Raw genomic sequence first — 22,644 nt, forward strand, 5'->3', positions numbered from 1 at the left:
CCCCCCCCCCCCCCGGGGGGCCCGGCCCTATAAAAAAACAACCACCCCCCCTGGGCCCCTCCCCCCCGCCGTTTAAAAAAACTTTAAAATCCAACCACACGGGCCCCCCCCGCGCGGGGCCCCCCTTTCTGTTTTCAGATAGTCCCTACGCGGCGCTGCGTGACAGCGCCCGCTGGTTGGAGCCGAAGATGGTGTCGCGTTCCGGCAGCGCGCCGGTCTTCAGGCACTCGACCCATTCGGCGGTCTTGAGCACGGCGGCAAAGCGCGACTGCAGGATGATCGTGACCACGCGGTGGATCTCCTCGGCCGAGGCGTAGCCGGCGCTGTTGGCGTAAGGCACCGATCCGGTCGCATCCGACAGGAACTCGACGGCAAAGCCCATATGCACGGCGTGGATGATGGTCGACAGGTCGCAATTGTGCGTCATGTAGCCGACCACCGTGATCGTATCGATGGCGTTGGCGCGCAGCCAGTCCTCGAGGTCGGTGCCGGTGAAGGCGGAGGGCAGGTTCTTTTCGACATAATGGTCGCGCCCACGCCTGGCGATTTCGGGATGCAGTTCGCCGCCATGGCTTCCCCCGGCGAAGATCGGCGATGTCTCGGGCGCCATCTGCTTGACGACCACCACCTTGATGCCGGCAGCAGTCGCTGCATCCATCGCCCGCGCCACATGGACGACGCTGTCGCGGAACGGCGGATGCTGGATGGCAAGACTGCCGCCATCATAATCGTTCTGCACATCGACGACGATCAGCGCCCGGCGTGGCGTGGTGTTGGCTGGGTCAGACATGGTGTTTTCCTTTCCGGCTTGAATGTGATGGACCGAAAATAGGCGGACTCCGCGACAGTCGAAAGTGGCCCGATTGACATCATTCGAAAGAATTGGGACAATCCGCATTCAACTGCCGGAAGCACCCATGACCGACCCGATCATTGCCGTACTCGCCTTCGACGGCATCAGCCCGTTCCATCTTTCCGTACCGTGCCTGGTCTTCGCAGAGGACAGGACGGCGCTGGGCCTGCCGCGCTTCGACTTCCGCATCTGCGCGGTCAAGCCCGGCCCGATCCACACCGAGGCCGGACTGACAATTGCCGCGCCGCATGGGCTCGAAGGGCTCGACGGCGCCGATATCGTCATCATTCCAAGCTGGCATCATCTCGGCGAACCGGCATCGCCGCCGCTGATGGAGGCGTTGCGCCGGGCGCACCAACGCGGCGCCTTGATCGTCGGCCTGTGCCTTGGAACCTTCGCCATTGCCGCGGCCGGGCTGCTTTCGGGCCGTCGTGCCGCGACGCACTGGGCCTATTCCGAACAGTTGCAGAAACTCCACCCCGACGTCGCCGTCGATGCCTCGGTGCTCTATGTCGACAATGGTGACATCGTGACCTCGGCCGGCGTCGCCGCCGGTCTGGACTGCTGTCTCCACATCGTGCGCGCCCGCTACGGCGCGGAAGCGGCACTGCGGCTCGCCCGCCAGATCGTCCTTTCTCCGCATCGGCAGGGCGGCCAGGCGCAATTCATCGAGCATCCGGTGGAAAGAAGCGCGGACGCCGACCGGTTCACCCAGGCCCTCGACGCGGTTCGCGCGGCGCTCGGAGAGACGCATAGCCTGGATAGCGTCGCCGAGGCCGCCGGCCTGACCCGGCGCACCTTTACCCGCCGCTTCCAAAAATCGATCGGCACCAGTTTCGGCGATTGGCTGACCAGCCAACGGATAGAACTGGCGCAACGGTTGCTGGAGGCGACCAAAAAGTCGATGGACATGGTCGCCTTCGAAGCCGGCTTCGGCAGCGCCACCTCGCTGCGCCAGCATTTCGCCGCAAGGCTGAGGACATCGCCGGCGCAATATCGGCGCGAATTCTCCAGAAGGACCGACCAGGGCGAGCGCATGACGTACGTTCTGTCGTCCTGATCTATTCAGTCCCGCTTGACCTGATGTGCCGGATTGCCGACCACCGTGGTGTTCGCAGCCACGTCGCGCGTCACCACCGCGCCGGCGCCGACGATGGCACCTTCACCGATGCTGACGCCGCCAAGGATGACGGCTGAGCCGCCGATCCACGCATTGGCGCCGATCTCGACCGGCTTGGCGATCTCCAGTCCAGCTTGCCGCCCAGCGACCTCCTTGTGATGCTCGGCGCAATAAATCTGCACATTGGGACCGAGCAGCGTTCCCTTGCCGATGCGCACACTCGCCGTGTCGAGGATGGTGCAGCCGGCATTGAGGAAGACGCCGTCGCCGAGAAAGATGTTGAAACCATAGGCGCAGTGAAACGGCGCCTCGATGCGGGCACCCTCGCCGGCGTTGCCGAGTAAAGCTTTCAAGCCCGACCCGAGATTGCCGCGCTGCCGCGGCGGCAGGCAATTGTGCTCGAACACCGCGTCACGCGCTACCACACGCAAGGACTCCAGCTCATCATCGAGGCAGGTGTACCATTCGCCGGCCGCCATCTTCACGCGCTCGCTTTCGGCCATGACGCGGTCTCCAGTTCACGTCCTTCAAAAGCACAAGTGCGGCCAACAGAAAAGCGCCGATGCAAGTACTGGTCAAATATTGGACCTATGGTAGCCTGCGTCTCAAGGCCGTCCTGGCCCGGGTGATCGAGGGGGATCGACCATGCTCTACATTCTCGCACTTCTGATCGGCGTCATTGCCGGTCTTCGCGCCATGACGGCGCCGGCTGCCGTTGCCTGGGGCGCTTATCTCGGCTGGCTGCCGGTTGCCGGCACCTGGGCGAGCTTCATGAGTCACTGGGCGGCTGTCGGCATCTTCACCATCCTGGCCATCGTCGAACTGGTCACCGACCAGTTGCCGTCGACGCCGAGCCGTAAAGTGCCGCAGCAATTCGGCGCCCGCATCGTCATGGGCGCCTTCACCGGCGCGGTGATCGGCGCGACAGGCGGCGCCACCATCGGCGGCTTGATTGCCGGCGCCATCGGCGCTGTCATCGGCACGCTGGGCGGCGCTGAAGCTCGCGGCCGGCTCGCAGCCGCCTTCGGCAAGGATCCGCCCGCCGCCTTCATCGAGGACGCGGTGGCGATCATCGGCGGCCTGCTGATCGTAGCGGCGGTGGCATGACGACGAAAGCTTTCGACGCCATCATCATCGGTGCCGGACAGGCTGGCCCTCCGCTGGCCGGCCGGCTGACGGCCGCCGGCATGAGCGTGGCGCTGATCGAGCGCAAGCTGGTCGGCGGCACTTGCGTCAACACCGGCTGCATGCCGACCAAGACCATGGTCGCCAGTGCCTATGCCGCGCATCTGGCGCGCCGCGCCGCCGACTATGGCGTGACGCTCAGTGGCCCCGTCGGGGTCGACTATGCCAGGATCAAGGCGCGCAAGGACAAGGTGACGATCGACGCCCGCACCAATCTCGAGACCTGGATTGCCGGCATGGACAAATGCACCCTCTATCGCGGCCATGCGCGTTTCGAATCCGCCAACACGGTGCGCGTCGGCGACGATCTGCTGACCGCCGAAAAGATCTTCCTCAACACCGGCGGCCGAGCCTCGGTCCCAGACCTTCCCGGCATCCACGACATCGACTATCTGACCAATTCCTCGATGATGGATCTCGACGTGCTGCCGCGCCATCTCATCGTCGTCGGCGGCAGCTACATCTCGCTCGAATTCGCACAGATGTTCCGCCGCTTCGGTAGCGAAGTCACCGTCATCGAGAAGAGCCCACGCCTGACCGGCCGCGAGGACGAGGATGTCTCCGCCGCCATCCTGTCGATCCTCGAAAACGAGGGCATCACGGTCCATGTCGGCGCCGACGACATCGCTTTCGCCAGACAGGGCCAGGACATTGCCGTGACCTTCTCCGCCGGCAAACCGCCGGCGGTCGGCTCGCACGTGCTGCTGGCTCTGGGGCGGACGCCCAACACCGATGACCTCGGCCTGGAGAGGGCTGGCGTGGAGGTCGACAAGCGCGGCTTCGTCTCTGTAGACGACCAGTTGCGCAGCAGCGTGCCCGGCATCTGGGCGATGGGCGACTGCAACGGCAGGGGCGCCTTCACCCACACCTCCTACAACGACTACGAGATCGTCGCCGCCAACCTGCTGGACAACGATCCGCGCAAGGTCAGTGATCGCATCGAAGCCTATGCGCTCTACATCGACCCACCGCTCGGCCGCTGCGGCATGACCGAGGCCGCGGTGAAGAAATCCGGCCGTCGCGCGCTGGTCGGCCAGCGGCCGATGACCCGCGTCGGCCGCGCTATCGAAAAGGGCGAGACGCAGGGCTTCATGAAGATCCTGGTCGACGCCGACACCAGGCAGATCCTCGGCTGCTCGGTGCTCGGCCCCGGCGGCGACGAGGTTATCCATTGCGTACTCGACCTGATGTACGCCAAGGCGCCCGTCGACACGCTGGCGCGTGCCGTGCACATCCACCCGAATGTCTCGGAGCTGTTGCCAACCATTGCCCAGGAATTGAAGCCGCTGGTTTGACAGCCTGTTAGCGACCCATTTCAAAGCTCTTCCTTTTCTGCATCGCTGCGATGCAGCAATGCAGCTTGCGCACGATGGCGTCCTTCGCGCAGTCTCGATTTGAACCGATTCAGTCTGGACGCCCCATGCCCTCGCCGATCCTTGCGCTTGCCATTGCGTCCTTCTGCATCGGCACCACCGAATTCGTGATCATGGGCCTGCTGCCCGAGGTCGCAGCCGACCTCGGCGTATCGATCCCTTCTGCCGGCCTGCTGGTTACCGGATATGCGCTGGGTGTCGTCTTCGGCGCCCCGATCGTCGCGATGGCCACCGCGCATTTGCCGCGTAAGCCTGTGCTGGTCGGGCTAGCCGTGCTGTTCGTCATCGGCAATCTGTTTTGCGCCATCTCGCCCAACTACTGGACGCTGATGGCCGCGCGCGTTTTCACCGCTTTCGGCCATGGCGCCTTCTTCGGCATCGGCTCGGTCGTTGCCGCCAGCCTGGTGCCGCGCAACAAACGCGCCAGCGCCATCGCGCTGATGTTCGCCGGGCTGACGCTGTCCAACATCCTGGGTGTTCCCGCCGGAACCGCACTTGGCGAAGCGTTCGGCTGGCGCTCCACCTTCGTTGCCGTGGTCGGTATCGGCCTGATCTCGGTGGCAGCGATCGCCTGGCTGGTGCCGTCCGATGTCGCCCAGCCAAGCGGTGGCGGCCTGCGCGGCGAGCTGCGCGTGCTGGGCAAGCTGCAGGTCTGGCTGGCCATGCTGATCGCGGCGCTGACCTCCGCAAGCCTGTTCACCGTCTTCACCTACATCAAACCCTACCTCACCGAGGTATCGGGCTTGTCGACCTCGGCAGTCACGTGGGTTCTGCTGCTGTTCGGCGCGGGCATGACCATCGGCAACATTATCGGCGGCAGACTGGCCGACTGGAAACTGATGCCGACAGTGATCGGCACGCTGCTGCTGATGGCCCTGCTTTTCGTTGGCTTCAGGCAGTTCGGCGCAATCGCCAGCGTTGCCGTCGGCATCGTCTTCCTGTGGGGCCTGCTCATCTTCGTCGTCGTGCCGCCGCTGCAGATCCGGGTCGTCGAGGCGGCCTCCGAGGGACCGAACCTCGCCGCCACGCTGAACCAGGGCGCCTTCAATGTCGGCAATGCCAGCGGCGCCTGGATCGGCGGCGTTGCCCTTTCCGCCGGTGTTTCCTATGCCAATTTGCCGCTGGTCGGCGCAGCACTCGCTTTGTTGGCGGTCACCGTCGCCGTGCTGTCGCAGGCGCTGGACCGGCGCGCGCCGGTCATCCCGCTTCCGGCTGAATAGCCTCTTGCGCCCATAGCGCGGCGGGCTGGACCAATCGACATCGGCGCCTTCAAATCGCATGTCTCTCGCTCTTGATGGAGGAAGTCATGCAGAAATCGATCGAGCGCATCGCCGGCGAAAGCGAAGGGGTTTCCTACGGATTCCCGCTGTTCCGCTTCACTGGTTCCGACAAGGCTGCTCCTTCGGCATACCTGCAGGCGGCACTCCATGCCGGCGAGTTGCCGGGCGTCGTCGCCATCGACGCGCTGATGCCGATGCTTGCCAAAGCGGAGGCCGAAGGCCGCATCAAGGGCAATCTCACCGTCGTGCCCTGGGCCAATCCGATCGGCCGGGCGCAATATCATTTCGGCGAGCATCAGGGCCGCTTCCATCTGGGCACGCGCACCAATTTCAACCGCGGCTTTCCGCTGCTCGCCGCGCCCGACACAGCGCTCTTGCCCGACACCACCCTTGGCAGCGTCGACCAGCGGCTGAAGACGCGGCTGGTGCAGCTCTCGCTCGGCCATGACATCGTGCTCGACCTGCACTGCGATGACGAGGGCCTCGCCTACCTCTACGTCCACACCAGCCTGTGGCCTGCCATGGCCGATTGCGCCGCCGCCATGGGCGTCGACGCGGTCGTGCTGTGGAGCGAGGACACCGACGGCACCTTCGAGGGCGCCTCGATCATGCCCTACCAGAACGTCCCCGCCGATGTGGCCAAGCTCGACCGCCGCGTCGCCACCACCGTCGAATATCGCGGCATCCTCGATGTCGACGGTGCCCTGGCCGCCGCCGACGCCGACGGCCTCTACCGGCTGTTGGTGGCGCGCGGCGTGATCGCCGATAGCACCCTGCCCGCGCCGGGTCCTTTCACCGGCTTCGTGGCGCCATTGGAAAACATCGACATGATGCCGGCGCCACGGGCCGGTGCCGTGCTCTACGACGTGAAACCCGGCGACCGCGTCGCCACGGGCGCGCGCCTCGCCACCATCGTCCATGCACCGGGTGAAGCCGACGGCCGCACCGAGGTGTTCGCGCCGCAGGACGGCATCATCCTGACCCGCCGCTCGCGCCGCATCATCCGCGCCGGCGAGGATCTTCTGAAGCTGGTCGGCGACAGGAAGAGCACCGACGCCCGGTCGGGAACGCTGGAGGACTGACTTAACCCGAAATAGCTAGTCGCGCCTTCGCCTCCAGCCATTCCGCCATCTGCCGGTAAGGCACCGGGCCGTGGCTGATGCGGGCGACGCCGAGTTCGGCCAGCCGCTGGCGCGGCGGCACGTGCCCCAGCGCAATGATGTTGACCGGCAACGCGATTGCCTTGCAAAGCGTCTCGATCAGGTCCTCATCGCCAAGACCCGGCGCAAAGAAGCCGTGTGCGCCGGCTTTTTCGAAGGCCTGCGCGCGCTCGATGGCCTGGTCGAGCAGGACGTCGTCATGCGCATCCGGTTTCGCCTTGAGGAAGATGTCGGTTCGGGCGTTGATGAACGCCGGTATGCCGGAGGCCTTGACGGCCGCTGCCGCAGCTTCGATGCGTTTTACCTGAACAGAAATGTCGTGCAGGCCGGTGCCGCCGACAACCTGGTCTTCGAAATTGAAACCGATAGCGCCGGCCCGTAGCGCCAACGTCACCGTGCGAGCCACAATCTCCGGATCGACGCCGTAGCCGCCCTCGAGGTCCATGGTCACCGGCAGGTCGACGGCAGTGACGATGCGCTTGATGTTGTCGAGCGCCAGCTCCAGCGGGATTTTCTCGCCATCGGCATAGCCGAACGCGGCAGCCACCGGCCAGCTTCCGGTGGCGATCGCCTTGGCGCCCGCTTTCTCGACGATCTTGGCCGAACCCGGATCCCAGACGTTGTAGAGAACGATCGGGTTTCCCTTGACGTGGAGGGAATGGAACGTCCGCGCACGCTCGATCTGCTCGGTCATGGTGTTTTCCCGTCTCCTGCTGTTAGAGGAACAGTCTAAGCGGCACTGTCCGCCCTGGCGATGTGCCATGAGACGCTGAAGCGGCGGCCACCGGACAGGCTTTTCAAATCAGTTGCGCATCCGGTTTTTCGCGGCTATGGATTTTCGCCATGAACATGCGTTCGATCAAGACCATTTGGTGGTGGGCCTGCTGACAGCGGCCTGTTCGAACACGTGCGCGTGAAAAGAGAGGGTGGCCGCAGCGGAAAGTCCGGGCGGCCATTTGTTTTTTCCAAGCCATTCCCGGGTCCGTTGCCCCAAGACGCTGATGGAGACGGCAATGACGATAAAGCTTCTGGAAAACGGCGCGGAAAGTTTCGTGACCGCGGGTGGCATCACCATCACGCGCGCGCGCCACGACCGGCCCTATGCGGGCGCGATCGACGCTTACGTTGACGGCCTGAATTCGCGCCGCGGCGCTGTATTTTCCTCGAACTATGAATATCCCGGCCGCTACACGCGCTGGGACACCGCCATCATCGATCCGCCACTGGTCGTCTCGGCGCGCGGCCGTGCCATGCGCATCGAGGCGCTGAACCGCCGTGGCGAGGCGCTGCTGCCGGTCATCGGCAAGGCGCTCGCCAGCCAGGCGGATGTCACCATCGCCGAGACGTCGAAGACACTCATCCGCCTCGATGTCGCCAGGCCCGGCCGTGTCTTCACCGAGGAGGAGCGCAGCCGCGTCCCTTCAGTCTTCACGGTGCTGCGCGCCATCACCGCTCTGTTCAGGACCGAGGAAGACGCCAATCTCGGTCTTTACGGCGCTTTCGGCTACGACCTCGCCTTCCAGTTCGACCCGGTCGACTACAAGCTCGAGCGCAAGCCAAGCCAGCGCGACCTGGTGCTTTTCCTGCCCGACGAGATCCTGGTCGTCGACCATTATTCGGCCAAGGCCTGGACTGACCGCTACGACTATGCCGGTGAAGGTTTTTCGACCGAAGGGCTGCCGCGCGACGAAATCGCCGAGCCGTTCAAGAGCCCCGACCGCATCCCGCCGCGCGGCGACCATGAACCGGGCGAATACGCCAATCTGGTCCGCAAGGCGATGGATTCGTTCAAGCGCGGCGACCTGTTCGAGGTCGTGCCCGGCCAAATGTTCTACGAGCGCTGCGAAACGCAGCCATCCGAGATTTCGCGCAAGCTGAAGGCAATCAACCCCTCGCCCTATTCCTTCTTCATCAATCTGGGCGAAGGCGAATACCTGATCGGCGCCTCGCCCGAAATGTTCGTTCGCGTCAACGGCCGCCGCGTCGAGACCTGCCCGATCTCGGGCACCATCAAGCGCGGCGACGATGCCATTTCGGACTCCGAGCAGATCCTGAAACTGCTCAACTCCAAGAAGGACGAATCCGAGCTGACCATGTGCTCGGACGTCGACCGCAACGACAAGTCGCGGGTCTGCGAGCCGGGTTCGGTGCGCGTCATCGGCCGTCGGCAGATCGAAATGTATTCGCGCCTGATCCACACGGTCGACCACATCGAAGGCCGGCTGCGCGAAGGCATGGATGCCTTCGATGCCTTCCTGTCGCATGCCTGGGCGGTCACCGTCACCGGCGCGCCGAAACTGTGGGCCATGCGCTTCATCGAACAGAACGAGAAGAGCCCGCGCGCCTGGTATGGCGGTGCGATCGGCATGGTGAATTTCAACGGTGACATGAACACCGGCCTGACGCTCCGCACCATCCGTATCAAGGACGGCATTGCCGAAGTGCGGGCCGGCGCCACATTGCTGTTCGACAGCATTCCCGAGGAAGAAGAAGCCGAAACCGAACTGAAGGCATCCGCCATGCTCTCCGCCATCCGCGACGCCAAGACAGGCAATTCCGCCAGCACCGAGCGCACGACCGCGCGCGTCGGCGACGGCGTCAACATCCTGCTGGTCGACCACGAGGATAGTTTCGTCCACACGCTGGCCAATTATTTCCGCCAGACCGGCGCCAACGTCTCGACCGTTCGCTCGCCGGTGCCTGAGGAAGTCTTCGACCGGCTGAAACCCGATCTCGTCGTGCTGTCGCCCGGCCCCGGCACGCCGAAGGACTTCGATTGCGCCGCAACCATCAAGAAGGCGCGCGCCCGCGAACTGCCGATCTTCGGCGTCTGCCTTGGCCTGCAGGCATTGGCGGAGGCCTATGGCGGCGAACTGCGGCAGCTGCACATACCGATGCACGGCAAGCCGTCGCGCATCCGGGTCTCCAAGCCCGGCATCATCTTCTCGGGCCTGCCCAAGGAAGTGACCGTCGGCCGCTACCACTCGATCTTTGCCGATCCGGTGCGCCTGCCCGACGATTTCATCGTCACAGCCGAGACCGAGGACGGCATAATCATGGCCTTCGAACACCGCAAGGAGCCTATCGCCGCGGTACAGTTCCACCCGGAATCGATCATGACGCTCGGCCACAATGCCGGCATGCGCATCATCGAGAACATCGTCGCCCACTTGCCCCGCAAGGCCAAGGAAAAGGCCGCCTGACGATCATGGCTGAAGCCGAGAACACGATGGCGATCGCGGCCAAGGCGGCCGCGAAGCGCAAAATCGCCAATCTCGCCTTCTGGTCGATTATCGTCGCTTTTGTCGTGCTCGCGCTGAAGGCTGCCGCCTGGTACGTCACCGGCTCGGTGGCGCTCTACTCGGACGCCTTGGAATCGATCGTCAACGTCATTGCCTCGGTTGCAGCCTTCTGGGCGATCCAGGTCAGCCACAAGCCGGCCGACCAGGACCACCCTTTCGGCCATCACAAGGCCGAGTATTTCTCGGCGGTGCTGGAAGGCGTGCTGATCGTGCTCGCCGCCCTTTTGATCCTCAACGAGGTCTGGCGCCACTGGCAGACCCCGGCACCGCTCGAACAGCCCTGGGAAGGTCTTGCCGTCAACGGCGTCGCTACGGTCATCAACGCCTTCTGGGCCTGGACGTTGATCCGCGCCGGCAGGGCGGAGAAATCACCGGCACTGGTCGCCGACGGCAACCACATCATGACCGACGTGGTCACCTCGATCGGCGTCTTCGGCGGCCTGGTCGGAGCGATCCTGACCGGTTGGCAGATCCTTGACCCCGCACTTGCCGTCCTCGTGGCTTTGAACATCCTGTGGCAGGGCTGGCATGTCATAGGCTCGTCGATGAACGGCCTGATGGACCGCGCCGTCGACACCCAGGAACACATGCGCATCCGTGACGTCATCTCGGCCAATTGCAAGGGCGCGCTCGAGGTGCACGACCTCAAGACGCGCATCGCCGGCCGCGCCACCTTCATCGAGTTTCATCTGGTCGTCGACGCAGACATGTCGGTCGGCGCCAGCCATGTCATCTGCGACCGCATCGAGGACGCGCTGAAAGCCGAAATCCCCTCGGTGCGCGTCACCATCCATGTCGAGCCCGACGACGAGGCCAAGCTGCCGAAGGGCACGACGGCCGTGCCGTTCGCCTGAGGCGGTTCACCAGGTCTCGATTGAGAGATCTTTTATCCGCTCGAATTCCCGGACATTACGGGTCATCAGCGTAAGGTTCCGAGCGCGCGCTTGCCCACCGATCAACGCATCGTAGGGACCGATCGGAGTTCCCAACGTCGCAAGCGTTGCCCGAATCTCCCCAGCATGTCTTGCGTCTTCTCGGTCGAATTCGAGCACCGGGAACTGCAGAGCTTCGATGCGCGCCAAATTTTCAGCTCTTCGCTGGCTCTTTTCAGCACCATAGTACAGTTCGTGCGCGACGATCGCAGAGAGGGCAAAGTCCTGCGGCCTGTGCCGTTTCAGCAACGCCAACAGACCCGCGTCGCCCTTGATGACCGCGATGACGGCATTGGTGTCGAGCAGGTAGATCACTTGAAAACGTCATCCAAGGCAGGTCGATCCTGCCCGTCTTGACGTTCGAGCGCCGCCTCGGCGAAATCGTTATCAAGCGGTCCGATCACTTGGTCTAGCCACGCCCAGTCCTGCGCAAGCGGTTCCAGAATGACGGTTTGCCCGTGACGGCGGATCGAAACCTCATCTGTTTCGAAACGGAACTCCTTGGGCAGACGCACAGCTTGTGACCGGCCCGACCAGAACACTTTCGCCTTGTCCATCATGCTATCCTCAAATGAGATATAGCAAAGATATAATCCCTTCATGGCGACATAGACAAGTCCGAGCTCAGGGCGAGCAGGCCGATTGCGGCATCGGCTGCAGCCGGTAGACCTTGTCGTCGGATTTCGTCTTGCCATCGGCGGCCTTCGAACACAGGTCGACGATCGCGAGTGCACTGTTGGGATTTGCCAGCATTATCGTGCCATTGAGGCCACGCTTGAGGAAAATCTCCTTCTGCGCGATGTCGCAGGAAAAATCGCTCATCTTCGAACTGGCCGCGCAGCGCCACTGGTCGGCTTCGCCCTGGCAGGAATAGGTCTGCGTCACCTCAGCCGATCCCTGCCGTGTGGTGACGGTAACGGCAATGTCGGCGCCGTCTGGCCAGTTGGCGGCGTCGCCACCCGGGGCGAAGGACGCCAGCTCTACCTTGCCGCGGAAAACCCGGATCGACCGGGTGAGTTGATCGGGGTGCGAGGCGAGATGCGCTGCATCGTAGTCGCGCCCATAGCAGAAGGCCTGGTCCGGCTTCAGCCGCTCGCGCAGCGGCGGGCCTAGCGCCGGGTCGACCGGATCGATGCGCGCGAACTCCGCCTTGCAGGTCGCCGCTGGGATCGGGTCGAGGCGAAAATTGTCGTCATCCTTGCCGAGTGCCTGCCTGCTATATTCCGCAGCGCCAAGTTCTTCTTCCGAACCGGCATCGAGATAGATGTCGGGCTGCAGATCCGAGAGGAACAGCCGGCCCTTGTCGTCGACCTTCAGCGACGCAAGCGTCCGGTCGCATTCCATGCCGCAATGAACCGGGCCTGTCTTGCCGTCCTCGGACGCATGATTGCACCAGCCGCCGGCCCATTCCGGCGACTTGGCGCCGCGCACGGTGGTGGCGATGAAGGCATTGTAGGACGTGTCGGAATTCACGGTCGGTTCCTCGTTCGGCCGGCTGACCGGATCATGGCCGTAGTAGAAGAAGATCCGCGTCACCTTCTGCTTCGGGTGCGCCTTGAGATGCCCCGCATCATAGACGCGGCCGAAACAGGCATCAGCGCCGTTCGGACTGAGTTCGGTGAGCTTCAGCGCATCGTCGGCGGAGGCCGATCCGGCAAGCAAGCCAAGCAGCGCCGCGCCAAACCCGGCGCCGGCGACTGTCTTCCATTCCCCTGCCCTGAACGCCATGTGATCTCTCCTCCGCATCGACAGGACGCAACGTCAATTTATGCTAGTATTGCGGCCGCAGCCACGCAATTCGCGGCGGGCCGCCAAGCGGAGGAGGATTCCATGCGTCGGCGCGATATGTTCCGCGCGGTTCTTGCCGGAACCGGAACGCTTCTCGGTTTGCGGGCAGCACAGGCAGCCGCCACCGAGCCCGCAAGGCAAAAAGTCGCCTACCACTTGAGCGACACCGACAAGGTCAATTTCGTGCTCGGCAACATCAAGAACCACTATGAGGGCACCGGCGGCAATGTCGACATCGTGCTGGTCGTGCATGGTCCCGCGCTCGCGGCCTTCAAGTCGAAAGGCATATCGGCCGCGATTTCCGGGCGCTTCGCCGGCCTGGTGCGGCAGGGGCTGGAACCCCAAGCCTGCGCCAACACCATGCAAGGCATGGATATTTCGCTCCCCGACCTGCTCGCCGGGTTTCATGCCGCCGACAAGGGCGGCGTCGTCAAACTCGCCGAACTGCAAGGCCAGGGTTACGCCTATCTGCATCCGTAGAGCGGTTTGTTTGGCGCAAATTCCCCGAGGGAAAGCGCTACTCGCTTTGCCGGGAAACCGCTCCACACGTTTCCTTGAATTGCTCAAAGGCTTGAACACCGGGGTGGCAAGGGCCTACGAAGGACAGGCAGACCTCCCGGAGGAAGAACCGTGCCAGCCACCACACTCAGCATACCCGATCTTGCCGGCAAGGCAGTGCTGGTCACCGGTGCGTCGACCGGCATCGGAGCGGCGCTCGCGCTGGCCTATGCAGCGCAGAAATGCAAGGTGGCGCTGCACTACAATTCGAGTCAAGACGCCGCCGAGAAGCTCGGCCTGACGATTGCCGACAAGGGCGGCGAGGTGTTTCTCGTTCAGGGCGATTTTTCCGTTGCCGCCGATGTCGAGCGCGTCGTCGAAGACAGCGCGCAATATTTCGGCCGCCTCGACGGGCTGGTCAACAATGCCGGCGGCATGCTTGGCCGCATCCCTTATGCCGAGCAGACCGAGGCGCATTACGACGCTGTGATGGACCTCAATGCGCGCTCGGTGCTGACTGCTTCGCGCAAGGCGATCCCGTGGCTGAAGAAACAGGGCGGCTTCATCGTCAACACCTCCTCGATCGCCGCGCGCAACGGCGCCGGCGGCGGCGCCGGGCTTTACGGCTCGGCCAAGGCCTTCGTCTCCAATGTGACGCGCGGCATGGCCAAGGAACTGATCGGCTTCGGCATCCGCGTCAACGCGGTAGCGCCCGGAACCATTCTCACCCCGTTCCACGAGCGCTATTCGACCGACGAGCAGATGAAGGGCATGGTCGCCACCATTCCGCAGGGACGCGCCGGCACGGCGCAGGATTGCGTCGGCGCCTATCTGTTCCTCTCTTCGGACCTTCTCAGCGGCTACATCACCGGCCAGGTGATCGAGGTGAATGGCGGCCAGTTGATGCCTTGAACGGCTACCGGCATACTGGCGGTCTGCATGTTCTTGTCGAAAACCTCAAAGGGAGACAACGGAATGTACGGACTGATCGGCAAGATGCGGGCGGCGCGCGGCCAGCGTGACGCGGTCATGGACCTTCTGCGCGACAGTACAGGCGCCCTGCCGGGCTGCCTGAGCTATATCATCGCGCGCGACCCCGCCGATGCCGACGCGATCTGGGTCACCGAAGTGTGGACCGACGCCGAAAGCCACAAGGCCTCGCTGCAGCTTCCCGAAGTCCAGGCGGCGATCGCCAAGGCGCGGCCGTTCATCGCCGGCTTCGAATTCCAGGTCGAGACCCACCCCGTCGCCGGCTTCGGGCTGGCTGACGGCAAGACGGGGTGAGTTCGATGCCAACTTTGAGGAGCAACCTTTGACGCAGACAGTAAACATTCGCGATGCGAAAGCCCATCTGTCGCGCCTTGTGAGACGTGCAGCCCAAGGCGAGTCGTTTGTTATTGCCAAATCCGGCAAGCCGTTGGCCAGAATCGTGCCGATCGAACAGCCGGCGCTGCAGGCGCGACGGGTCGGTTTTATGGAGGGCCAGTTTTCTGTCCCCGACGATTTCGACCGCATGGGTCGCAATGAGATCGAGCAACGGTTCGACGCCGGCTTATGAAACCTGTTACTCGACACTTGGACGGGTGAAACAATCATTTTTCTGTGAATCGCGGTTCGCATTTTTCGCCCTGCGGGTCTAAGACCGAAACATGGATTCCGCGGCCGAGCAGCCATCCCCGGACCTGCCCACACTCGAGCGCATGGCGCGGATGCGCAAGCTCTGGCAGTGGCTTGCCCTGCTGGTTGTTTCCCTGCTGTTTGCCGGCGCGCTGGAACTCGCCACCCTGCCGGCGGCGCTGCTGATCGGACCGATGCTGGCGGCCATCGTCGCCGGCACCAATGGCGCCACGGTGCGTGTGCCGCGTCTTCTGTTCGGCGCCGCCCAGGCGATCGTCGGCTGCCTCGTCGCCAGCTCGATCTCGGCCGACATCTTTCCGGTCTTCTACCAGGAATGGCTGCTGTTTTTCGGCGTCGTGGTGGCGACGTCACTGCCTCCAGTCTGCTCGGCTGGCTGATCAGCCGCTGGCGCATCCTGCCCGGCACCACCGCCGTCTGGGGCTCGTCGCCGGGTGCGGCCACCGCCATGGTGCTGATGGCCGGTGCCTTCGGTGCCGACCAGCGTCTCGTCGCTTTCATGCAATATCTGCGCGTCATCTTCGTCTCGATGACCGCAGCACTCGTTGCCAAGATGTGGGTCGACACCTCGGGCGTCGAAATCCCGCCCATCGTCTGGTTTCCGCCGATCGACCGCCAGGCCTTCGCCGCCACCATCGGCATCGCGCTGGTTGGCGGCCTGTCGGGAAAGATTTTCCGGCTGCCCTCGCCCTTCTTCCTCGGCACCTTTATCTTCGGCACCGTCGTCCATCTTGGCTTGGGCGTGGAGATGCAATTGCCGCAATGGCTGCTGGCCGTCAGCTACGCCATGGTCGGCTGGTCGATCGGCCTGAACTTCACAAGGGCGATCCTGCGCCATGCAACGCGCGCATTGCCGCAGATCATCGCCTCGATCGTGGCGCTGATCGCCTTTTGCGGCGGCCTTGCCTTCCTGATCAGCCATCTCCTGGGCATCGATCCGCTGACCGCCTATCTGGCGACCAGCCCCGGCGGCATGGACAGCATCGCCATCATCGCCGCCGCCGCGCAGAACGTCGACATCTCCTTCGTCATGGCCCTGCAATCGGCACGCTTCCTGATCGTGCTGCTGGTCGGCCCGAGCGTCGCTCGGCTGGTGGCCAGAAGCGTCAGGCAATAAGCAGCGACTAGTCCTCGCCGCCCTCGCCCACGCTATGCGCATCCCGACGCCAGTAGGCCGTAACCAGGTGCCGGTCGCGCGGCAGGCCCCACTGCTTGCGCACGATCTTGCGTATCTCCCGGAAATCGCCGAATTCGCAACTTGCCCAGACGTACAGGCCGTCGGCAAGCGCCATGTGATTGCGCTCACGCAAGGCGGTCGACAATAGGCCCGCGGTGCCGGCATCGAGGCCGCGCCGGTAAAGCCAGGTGATGTCGATATTGTCCCCTTGCGCCAGCGCCATTCGGTCATCCGGGCTATCGACCTCGATCAGCGCCTCGGCACGTGTTGATGGCGGCAGATGCTCCAAAATCCTGCCGATGGCGGGCAGCGCGGTGTCGTCGCCGAGCAGAAGCAAGGTCTGCGCCACCGGGGCGTCGCCGCCGCCGGGTCCGATCATGCCGATGACGTCTCCCGCCCGTGCGTTTTGCGCGAATGTGGCGGCGGGCGTGTTCTGGCCGGGGTGCAACACGAAATCGACATCGAGCCAACCGCTTGCGGCATCCAGCGCCCGGATCGTGTAGACCCGCACGGCAAGCGCATCGTCGCCAGAAGGCCAGACGATCAAGCCGTCAGCGCCCATCGTCGGCCAAACCAGCCGGCGGCCAGGCGGCGGCAGCAGCAGCCGCATGTGCAGGCCGCCATGGCTAAATCGGCCGAGATCCTTGCCGGCGAAGCGCAGGCGCTGCATATGCGCCGATATCCGCGTCGACGACATCACCATGATCTCGCGGAAGAAGACCGGAGTACCGGCGTCGCTGCCGTCGCCTTGCCAATGGATGCCCTTGGTCGTGCCGAGATGTTCGGCGACATGGCCGGCGACCGTCATCTTCATGTAGGACAGGCAGGTTTCGTCTGTCGCCGCGACGCGGATCAGCACGCTTTCATCATCGAGCGTAGCGCTCAACGAGCCGTAGTAGAGGCGGAGCTCCCACTGGTCGGCAACGCCAGTGTCAATCTCGAATTCGCTGTGCTCTGCGCGCAGCCGGTCCATCACCGATCTGATCGCCGCGTCGCTGATCCGGGTTTGCGCGCTAAGTTGGTCCATCGCTCAAGTCCTTCGAAACGGTTCGGGCAAGGCGCCGCGCGGCACCCTCACCGTCAGCGGCATGCCACAGCCGCTCCGATGTTTCCACAGAAACATGACAATAATATTCATATTTATTCGATGAGTTGGCTACGAGCCGCTTGTCGCAGCAAGTCGCTCGGGAAGGAAATCAACGAAAACGCGCACCTTCGGCGACAGATGGCGATTGGAGGGCCACAGCATCCGGAACTGGCCACGGCCGTCGACATGACCATCGAGGACGGTACGCAGCCTGTCTTCGTGCAGCGCCTCGCGCACCAGGAAATCCGGCATGCAAGCTATGCCGAGGCCGGCGAGCGTGGCGCCCTTCAAGGCTTCCATGTTGTTGCAGGTCAGCATCGAGCGGATCTGCGGTTCGGCGCTTCCGGTAGTGAACGGCCACTCCAGCAGCCTGCCGCTGTTCAGGAAGCGGAAGTTTATGCCGAAATGTCTGATGAGATCAGCCGGCACGCTGGGGGCGCCATGGCGGTCCAGGTAGGAGGGCGCCGCGCACAGCAGCATGCGAAAGGGCGCAACGGGTCTCGACACAAGGCGCGAATCCGGCAGTTCGCCGCTGCGGATCGCGACATCGATACCCTCGTCGATGACGTCGACGATCCGGTCGTTGAAATCGATGTCGAGCTCGATCTCGGGATAGCGTGCCATGAACTCCGACAGCACCGGCAGCAGCAGATGATAGGTGACGATCGGGGTGGATATGCGCAGCCGCCCACGCGGTGTTTCCCGTGTCTGCGACAGCATCGCCTCGGCATCGTCGATGTCGTCGAGGATGCGGCGCACCCGCTCGTTGAACAGCTTGCCCTCTTCCGTCAGCCCAATGCGCCGCGTGCTGCGCTGCAGGAGCCGCACGCCGAGTTCCTGCTCGAGCCGGGCGACACTTTTGCCGACAGCGGAAGCCGAGATGCCAAGCGCCCGCCCGGCGGCGACGAAACTGCCGAATTCGGCGGTGCGGGCGAAGGCCAGGAGCCCGTTGAGACGATCCATTGCGTCATTCCATTCGAGCGTTTCAGTCCGATATGCCAGGAGATATAACACCATTTTTCCTGAAATGCCGACGACCTATCTTGTCATCACGACCGGCTCCGCAATGGCGCGGGCCACCGGCGAGTACTGTTTCAGATAGGGAAATCCATGACTTCCAGGACCACAACCGGCTCTGCCGAGAGATGGCTCGTGCTCTTGTCCGTGTGCCTTGCCGCGATGACGATGCCCTTGACCTTCACCGGTCCGGCCGTCGCTCTGTCGCGCATCGCGGCCGATCTCGGCGGCAGTCCGATCGAGCTCAACTGGGTGACAAACGCCTTCATGCTGACCTTCGGCGCCACCCTGATGGCGTCGGGCGCTCTGGCCGACAATCATGGGCGCAAGCGCCTCTTCCTCGTCGGCCTCTCCCTCTATGTCCTGGCGTCGCTGGGCGCGATGCTGGCGCCGGACATCATCTGGTTCGACATTTTCCGCGCCGCGCAGGGTATCGGCAGTGCGGCCGCCTTCGCTGGCGGCGCCTCGGCACTTGCCCAGGAATTCGAAGGGCCGTTGCGGCTGCGCGCCTTCAGCTTCCTCGGCACCAGTTTCGGCGTCGGCCTCGCCTTCGGCCCAATCGCGTCGGGCCTGCTCATCTCTGCATTCGGCTGGCGGTCGATCTTTCTTCTGGTTGCAGCACTCGCGATTGCCGCCGCCATGCTCGGCCTGCGCACCATCAGGGAATCGCGCGACCCGGATGCGACGGGCCTAGATTGGGCGGGAGCCGGCACCTTCACGATCGCGCTGGCGTCGCTGACCTATGGCGTGCTCCAGGCCCCGCAGAGCGGCTGGGCCGATCCCCTTGTCGTCTCCCTTCTGGCCGCTTCTGCCATCTGTTTTGTCGCCTTCGTCGTTGTCGAGCGGCGAGCACAACGGCCGATGCTCGATCTCACGCTGTTTGCCTATCCTCGCTTCGTCGGCGTCCAGTTTCTGGCTGCGGCACCCGCTTACGCCTTCGTCGTCCTGCTCGTCCTGTTGCCGATCCGCTTCATCGGCATCGAGGGTATGAGCGAGATCAAGGCCGGGCAATTGATGATCTGCCTATCAGGCCCGCTGCTGATCCTGCCGATGCTCGCCGGACAGCTGGCGCGCTGGATCGCGCCGGCCACGATCTGCGGCGTCGGCCTGCTCGTCGCTGCCGCCGGGCTTGTCTGGCTAAGCCTGACACCACCGGTCGATAGGGCGCTGGTGGCGCCGCTGATGCTGATCGGCGTCGGCATCGCTTTGCCTTGGGGATTGATGGACGGGCTCGCCGTCAGTGTCGTGCCGAGAGAGCGCGCCGGCATGGCGGTCGGCATCTTCAACACCACCCGCGTCGCTTGCGAGGGCGTGGCGCTGGCGATCGTCATGGCGACCCTTTCCGGCTTTACCGCCGCGCATCTCGCCGCACAGGGAACGGCATCTTCGACGCAGGCAGCAGCGGCAGCCCAACTGCTGGTGACCGGCAATCTCGGCGAAGCAGCACAACATCCGCCCCAGGCTGGAGCCATTGTTCTGGTCCAGGCCTACGAGGCGGCGTTCGACAGGTTGCTGATCGTGCTGGCGGCAATCACCGTCATGACCGCCATCGTCGTCTTCCTTGGCCTGCGTCGCGGATCGGCGTCGGAAGACGAGACCGCCGCTCTGCCGGCAGGCCAGGAAGGGTAGTCAGGCGATCACCAAACTCGAAATACGATCGCCGTCCAGTGTGATACGGACGATGCCAACGCCGATATTGTTCGACTGGTTCCAGCGCGATCTGCTCGCGCCCGGAAAGACCGTCCCAGTCGCTCAGGGATGCGTCGGCGGTAAACGCGACGAGAGAGGCTTCCGTGTCGCCGGCATTGGGGCCTCGACGAAACGGCGGATCGGGTCGGGAGAGATCATTCGTCCGTGCCCGAGGTGCGTTGAGATTCAGGTCAGGCTGAGTCGAAAATGGTGGCTTCCGAGAACCGGAGCGGAGCGTACTTAAGTACGTGAGCACCGGAAGCGCAGGAAGCCGTCATTTGCAGGCCAGCCTCACCTGAATATCAATGCACCTCAATCCAGCCTGTGCATCAGGTCCTCATCCAGCCAACGGCCGAAGAAATAGACCAGTTGCTTGTGCCACCATGGCCAGTCGTGGCTGACATCGCCGCCCCAGTAATCGACCCAGGCGGGAATGGATTTGTCGCGCAGGATCTGTTCCAACTTGCGCGTCTCGACCAGCATCCGCTCTTCCCAGGCGCCCTGGCCGCAGCAGAAGATCAGCCTGAGCGTCTTCAACCGGGCCAGCAGTTTAGGATCGACGATGCCGGGCAGATAGTCGAGCGGCGAGTTGTAGAAAATGTCGCCCTCGAGCGCTTTGCCGAAGAAGTCGCGCGCCGAATAGACGCCCGACAGGGCAATGACGCCGCTGGCGAGTTCAGGAAAGCGGAAGACGAAGTTCGACGAGTGATAGCCGCCCATCGAACAGCCCGAGAACAGCGGCTTCAGCTTGCGCCCGCCATTGGCCTGCTCGGCTGTGGACAGGAAGTCCGGCAGCGCCTCCTCGCGCACATAGCGGAAATAGGCCTCGTGGCGGGCGATGCGGTGGGCGGCGTCGGCATGCTTGTCGAAGAAGGATTCAGAATCGACGCCGTCGACCGTGAACAGCTGGATGCGGCCGGTGTCGATGAATTCGGCCAGTGCGCCCATCCCGCCGGAATCCTCGAACTGGTAGAACCGGCCCTGCGAGGTCGGGAACACCACCACCGGCCGGCCGGCATGGCCGTAGCGCTTGTATTCCATGTCGCGGCCGAGCTGGCTCGAGAAATTCTTGTGATAGGAAATGTCCATCGCCTCACGCCTTTTCCGCGTGGATGTACGCGACCGCTGCACGCAACGCTGCTTCGTCCTTCGAGCGCATCTGGTAGGCGTAATTTCCCATGGCGCGGCTGAAAACCTCTTCGATGGCCTGATGGTGGACGATCTTGTCACGCTGCGCGGCTAGCACGTCCTCATGGCTGTGCAAATAGTGGAGGCGTCGCTTGCGGCTGGCATAGGCGGTGAAATACTTCCCCTCGTAAGGGCCGCCGGCGGCATCCCTGACCACCATGTCGGCCCATGCCGCGTAGACGTCGATGTCGAACGTGTAGTTGATCGCATCGGTCATCCAGGCGCCGGGCGGGCGCATGTTGACCTCCAGCGCGATGACCCGGTCGTCCTTGGTCTCGAACAGCTCGATGTGGAAGAAGCGTTCGCGCACGTCGAATGCTTTCAGGATCTTGCGGCCGGCCTCCTCGACCGCCGGGCTGATCCTGGGAAAGCAGGTGTAGCTCATATGGCGGTCCTTGTTGACCACCTCCATGACGCTCTGGTCGTAGCGGTGGCTGGCCGCCAGCACCACCTCGCCGTCGCGGTTGACCAGCCCGTCGAAGGTCACCACCAGCCCCTCGATGAACTGCTCCATGACGAAGGTCACGTCCTCGGGCTTGTCCCGGAAGAACTGGTCGAGCTCTTTGGCGTTGGAGATCTTGAAGGTGTTCGATGCGCCGGAACCGCTGTCGGGCTTGACCACGACGGGGTAGCCGACGCGCCGGATGAAAGTCATGGCCCCGGCACGGTCGGAGCATTTGCGCTGCGCGATGGTGTCGACGCCGCTCTTGCGGAAGAAGGCACGCATGCGGCTCTTGCGCTTCAGGTTCTTCACGAAATCGAGCTTGGTGCCGTAAATGTTGAAGTCGGTGCGTATGTTGGCTTCCAGCTCAAGCCAATGTTCGTTGAGCGATTCAAAACGGTCGATACGGCCCCATTTGTGGACGAAATGCCCCATCGCCCGAAACACCGGATCGTAGTCTTCCATGTTGGCGACGCGGTAATATTCCGAAAGGGCTGCTTTCAGCTTGGCGTCGAGCGCGTCATAGGGCGCGTCGCCGATACCGAGCACCCTGGCCCCGGCCTTCTTCAAACGGTCGCAGAAATCCGCGCCGTTGGCGGGAAAATGCGGCGAGAAGAACACGAAATTCATGGACGACCCCTCCCGCGACAGGGGCATCGAAACCCTGTCGATGCCCGAGTCTGGCGCATTTGCCGCGCGTGGGGAAGAGCGCGCATGTTCGGGACAACATCCGACAGATCACGGCCCGCCACGCGGCCCCCACTTGCCTCTCACAAGCCGCTCCTGTAAGAGAACCGCCATGAACACGCGCGCCACCAACGCTTCCCGTCCGACCGGTTTTTCCGGCGAGACCGTGCGCGCGCTGGCTTCGACCCTGCTTCTTCTCGGCCTTATCGGCGATCGCCGGGTTCGCTGAAG

At 63.8% G+C, this 22,644-nt stretch carries 23 protein-coding genes and 1 pseudogene; 13 read left to right on the forward strand and 11 right to left on the reverse strand.

Annotated features, from left to right (window positions below):
- Window positions 1-145: 145 nt before the first annotated feature.
- On the reverse strand, window positions 146-790 hold the full coding sequence (locus tag AC0L2U_RS05800) for a cysteine hydrolase family protein (RefSeq protein ID WP_127266543.1): 645 nt from the start codon (window positions 788-790) through the stop codon (window positions 146-148).
- 127 nt (window positions 791-917) lie between these two features.
- Between AC0L2U_RS05800 and AC0L2U_RS05805 the strand changes: the two genes are divergently transcribed.
- Complete coding sequence (locus AC0L2U_RS05805; RefSeq protein ID WP_292655556.1) at window positions 918-1,913, forward strand: GlxA family transcriptional regulator; 996 nt, start codon at window positions 918-920, stop codon at window positions 1,911-1,913.
- A gap of 5 nt (window positions 1,914-1,918) precedes the next feature.
- On the opposite strand, the gene AC0L2U_RS05810 is transcribed toward AC0L2U_RS05805, so the two are convergent.
- A complete protein-coding gene (locus AC0L2U_RS05810; RefSeq protein WP_127266541.1) occupies window positions 1,919-2,476 on the reverse strand; it encodes a sugar O-acetyltransferase in 558 nt (185 codons plus the stop codon).
- A gap of 142 nt (window positions 2,477-2,618) precedes the next feature.
- On the opposite strand from AC0L2U_RS05810, the gene AC0L2U_RS05815 reads away from it, so the two are divergent.
- The 4 genes from AC0L2U_RS05815 to AC0L2U_RS05830 all read left to right on the forward strand — a co-directional run bounded on the left by AC0L2U_RS05815 (window position 2,619) and on the right by AC0L2U_RS05830 (window position 6,893).
- Window positions 2,619-3,080 carry a membrane protein gene (locus tag AC0L2U_RS05815; RefSeq protein WP_023809876.1) on the forward strand — a complete coding sequence of 154 codons (462 nt, stop codon included), beginning with the start codon at window positions 2,619-2,621 and terminating at the stop codon, window positions 3,078-3,080.
- Complete coding sequence (locus AC0L2U_RS05820; protein WP_292134146.1) at window positions 3,077-4,453, forward strand: FAD-containing oxidoreductase; 1,377 nt, start codon at window positions 3,077-3,079, stop codon at window positions 4,451-4,453. Before AC0L2U_RS05815 ends, AC0L2U_RS05820 begins: the two co-directional genes overlap by 4 nt.
- Window positions 4,454-4,578: 125 nt before the next feature.
- Complete coding sequence (locus AC0L2U_RS05825; RefSeq protein WP_292134148.1) at window positions 4,579-5,751, forward strand: MFS transporter; 1,173 nt, start codon at window positions 4,579-4,581, stop codon at window positions 5,749-5,751.
- A gap of 86 nt (window positions 5,752-5,837) precedes the next feature.
- On the forward strand, window positions 5,838-6,893 hold the full coding sequence (locus tag AC0L2U_RS05830) for a M14 family metallopeptidase (RefSeq protein WP_473601554.1): 1,056 nt from the start codon (window positions 5,838-5,840) through the stop codon (window positions 6,891-6,893).
- A 1-nt stretch (window position 6,894) separates the two neighbouring features.
- Here the strand turns inward: AC0L2U_RS05830 and AC0L2U_RS05835 are convergent, their stop codons facing one another.
- Both AC0L2U_RS05835 and AC0L2U_RS05840 read right to left on the reverse strand, forming a co-directional pair.
- On the reverse strand, window positions 6,895-7,665 hold the full coding sequence (locus AC0L2U_RS05835; RefSeq protein ID WP_127273278.1) for an isocitrate lyase/PEP mutase family protein: 771 nt from the start codon (window positions 7,663-7,665) through the stop codon (window positions 6,895-6,897).
- Window positions 7,666-7,768: 103 nt separating this feature from the next.
- Window positions 7,769-7,945, reverse strand: coding sequence for a hypothetical protein (locus AC0L2U_RS05840; protein ID WP_164767439.1), 177 nt, complete (start codon window positions 7,943-7,945; stop codon window positions 7,769-7,771).
- Window positions 7,946-7,984: 39 nt separating this feature from the next.
- Here AC0L2U_RS05840 and AC0L2U_RS05845 point away from each other — a divergent pair, with 39 nt between their 5' ends.
- Entirely contained in the window at window positions 7,985-10,174 is a 2,190-nt protein-coding gene (locus tag AC0L2U_RS05845; protein ID WP_473601555.1) for an anthranilate synthase, read from the forward strand.
- 5 nt (window positions 10,175-10,179) lie between these two features.
- Window positions 10,180-11,127, forward strand: a complete 948-nt coding sequence (locus AC0L2U_RS05850; protein ID WP_023809882.1) for a cation diffusion facilitator family transporter — start codon at window positions 10,180-10,182, stop codon at window positions 11,125-11,127.
- 6 nt (window positions 11,128-11,133) lie between these two features.
- Here the strand turns inward: AC0L2U_RS05850 and AC0L2U_RS05855 are convergent, their stop codons facing one another.
- The 3 genes from AC0L2U_RS05855 to AC0L2U_RS05865 form a co-directional block, all read right to left on the reverse strand.
- On the reverse strand, window positions 11,134-11,520 hold the full coding sequence (locus AC0L2U_RS05855) for a type II toxin-antitoxin system VapC family toxin (protein ID WP_127809503.1): 387 nt from the start codon (window positions 11,518-11,520) through the stop codon (window positions 11,134-11,136).
- A complete protein-coding gene (locus AC0L2U_RS05860) occupies window positions 11,517-11,762 on the reverse strand; it encodes an antitoxin (protein WP_023760667.1) in 246 nt (81 codons plus the stop codon). The genes AC0L2U_RS05855 and AC0L2U_RS05860 overlap by 4 nt, the downstream gene beginning before the upstream one ends.
- Before the next feature lie 67 nt (window positions 11,763-11,829).
- A complete protein-coding gene (locus AC0L2U_RS05865) occupies window positions 11,830-12,933 on the reverse strand; it encodes a hypothetical protein (RefSeq protein ID WP_127809502.1) in 1,104 nt (367 codons plus the stop codon).
- A gap of 102 nt (window positions 12,934-13,035) precedes the next feature.
- On the opposite strand from AC0L2U_RS05865, the gene AC0L2U_RS05870 reads away from it, so the two are divergent.
- The 5 genes and pseudogenes from AC0L2U_RS05870 (at window position 13,036) to AC0L2U_RS05890 (ending at window position 16,243) form a co-directional block, all read left to right on the forward strand.
- Complete coding sequence (locus AC0L2U_RS05870) at window positions 13,036-13,473, forward strand: DsrE family protein (protein WP_127809501.1); 438 nt, start codon at window positions 13,036-13,038, stop codon at window positions 13,471-13,473.
- Window positions 13,474-13,623: 150 nt separating this feature from the next.
- Window positions 13,624-14,403, forward strand: coding sequence for an SDR family NAD(P)-dependent oxidoreductase (locus tag AC0L2U_RS05875; protein ID WP_127270549.1), 780 nt, complete (start codon window positions 13,624-13,626; stop codon window positions 14,401-14,403).
- A gap of 63 nt (window positions 14,404-14,466) precedes the next feature.
- On the forward strand, window positions 14,467-14,775 hold the full coding sequence (locus tag AC0L2U_RS05880) for a putative quinol monooxygenase (RefSeq protein ID WP_127320720.1): 309 nt from the start codon (window positions 14,467-14,469) through the stop codon (window positions 14,773-14,775).
- 28 nt (window positions 14,776-14,803) lie between these two features.
- Window positions 14,804-15,049 (forward strand): type II toxin-antitoxin system Phd/YefM family antitoxin, encoded by a 246-nt coding sequence (locus AC0L2U_RS05885; protein ID WP_127809500.1) that lies wholly within the window; start codon window positions 14,804-14,806, stop codon window positions 15,047-15,049.
- 91 nt (window positions 15,050-15,140) lie between these two features.
- Window positions 15,141-16,243: pseudogene (locus AC0L2U_RS05890) on the forward strand (AbrB family transcriptional regulator).
- A gap of 7 nt (window positions 16,244-16,250) precedes the next feature.
- On the opposite strand, the gene AC0L2U_RS05895 reads toward AC0L2U_RS05890, so the two are convergent.
- Complete coding sequence (locus AC0L2U_RS05895; RefSeq protein WP_127809498.1) at window positions 16,251-17,330, reverse strand: siderophore-interacting protein; 1,080 nt, start codon at window positions 17,328-17,330, stop codon at window positions 16,251-16,253.
- Between the two features lie 129 nt (window positions 17,331-17,459).
- Window positions 17,460-18,353: a LysR family transcriptional regulator gene (locus AC0L2U_RS05900; RefSeq protein ID WP_127269787.1), complete on the reverse strand. Its 894-nt coding sequence runs from the start codon at window positions 18,351-18,353 to the stop codon at window positions 17,460-17,462.
- A 147-nt stretch (window positions 18,354-18,500) separates the two neighbouring features.
- On the opposite strand from AC0L2U_RS05900, the gene AC0L2U_RS05905 reads away from it, so the two are divergent.
- Window positions 18,501-20,036, forward strand: a complete 1,536-nt coding sequence (locus AC0L2U_RS05905) for an MFS transporter (RefSeq protein ID WP_292134178.1) — start codon at window positions 18,501-18,503, stop codon at window positions 20,034-20,036.
- Between the two features lie 372 nt (window positions 20,037-20,408).
- Here AC0L2U_RS05905 and AC0L2U_RS05910 read toward each other — a convergent pair whose 3' ends face one another.
- Both AC0L2U_RS05910 and AC0L2U_RS05915 read right to left on the reverse strand, forming a co-directional pair.
- Window positions 20,409-21,185: an esterase family protein gene (locus AC0L2U_RS05910; RefSeq protein ID WP_128287681.1), complete on the reverse strand. Its 777-nt coding sequence runs from the start codon at window positions 21,183-21,185 to the stop codon at window positions 20,409-20,411.
- A 4-nt stretch (window positions 21,186-21,189) separates the two neighbouring features.
- A complete protein-coding gene (locus AC0L2U_RS05915) occupies window positions 21,190-22,356 on the reverse strand; it encodes an ATP-grasp domain-containing protein (RefSeq protein WP_127271680.1) in 1,167 nt (388 codons plus the stop codon).
- Window positions 22,357-22,644: the final 288 nt, after the last annotated feature.

The sequence above is a fragment of the Mesorhizobium sp. WSM4808 genome, assembly GCF_055811675.1.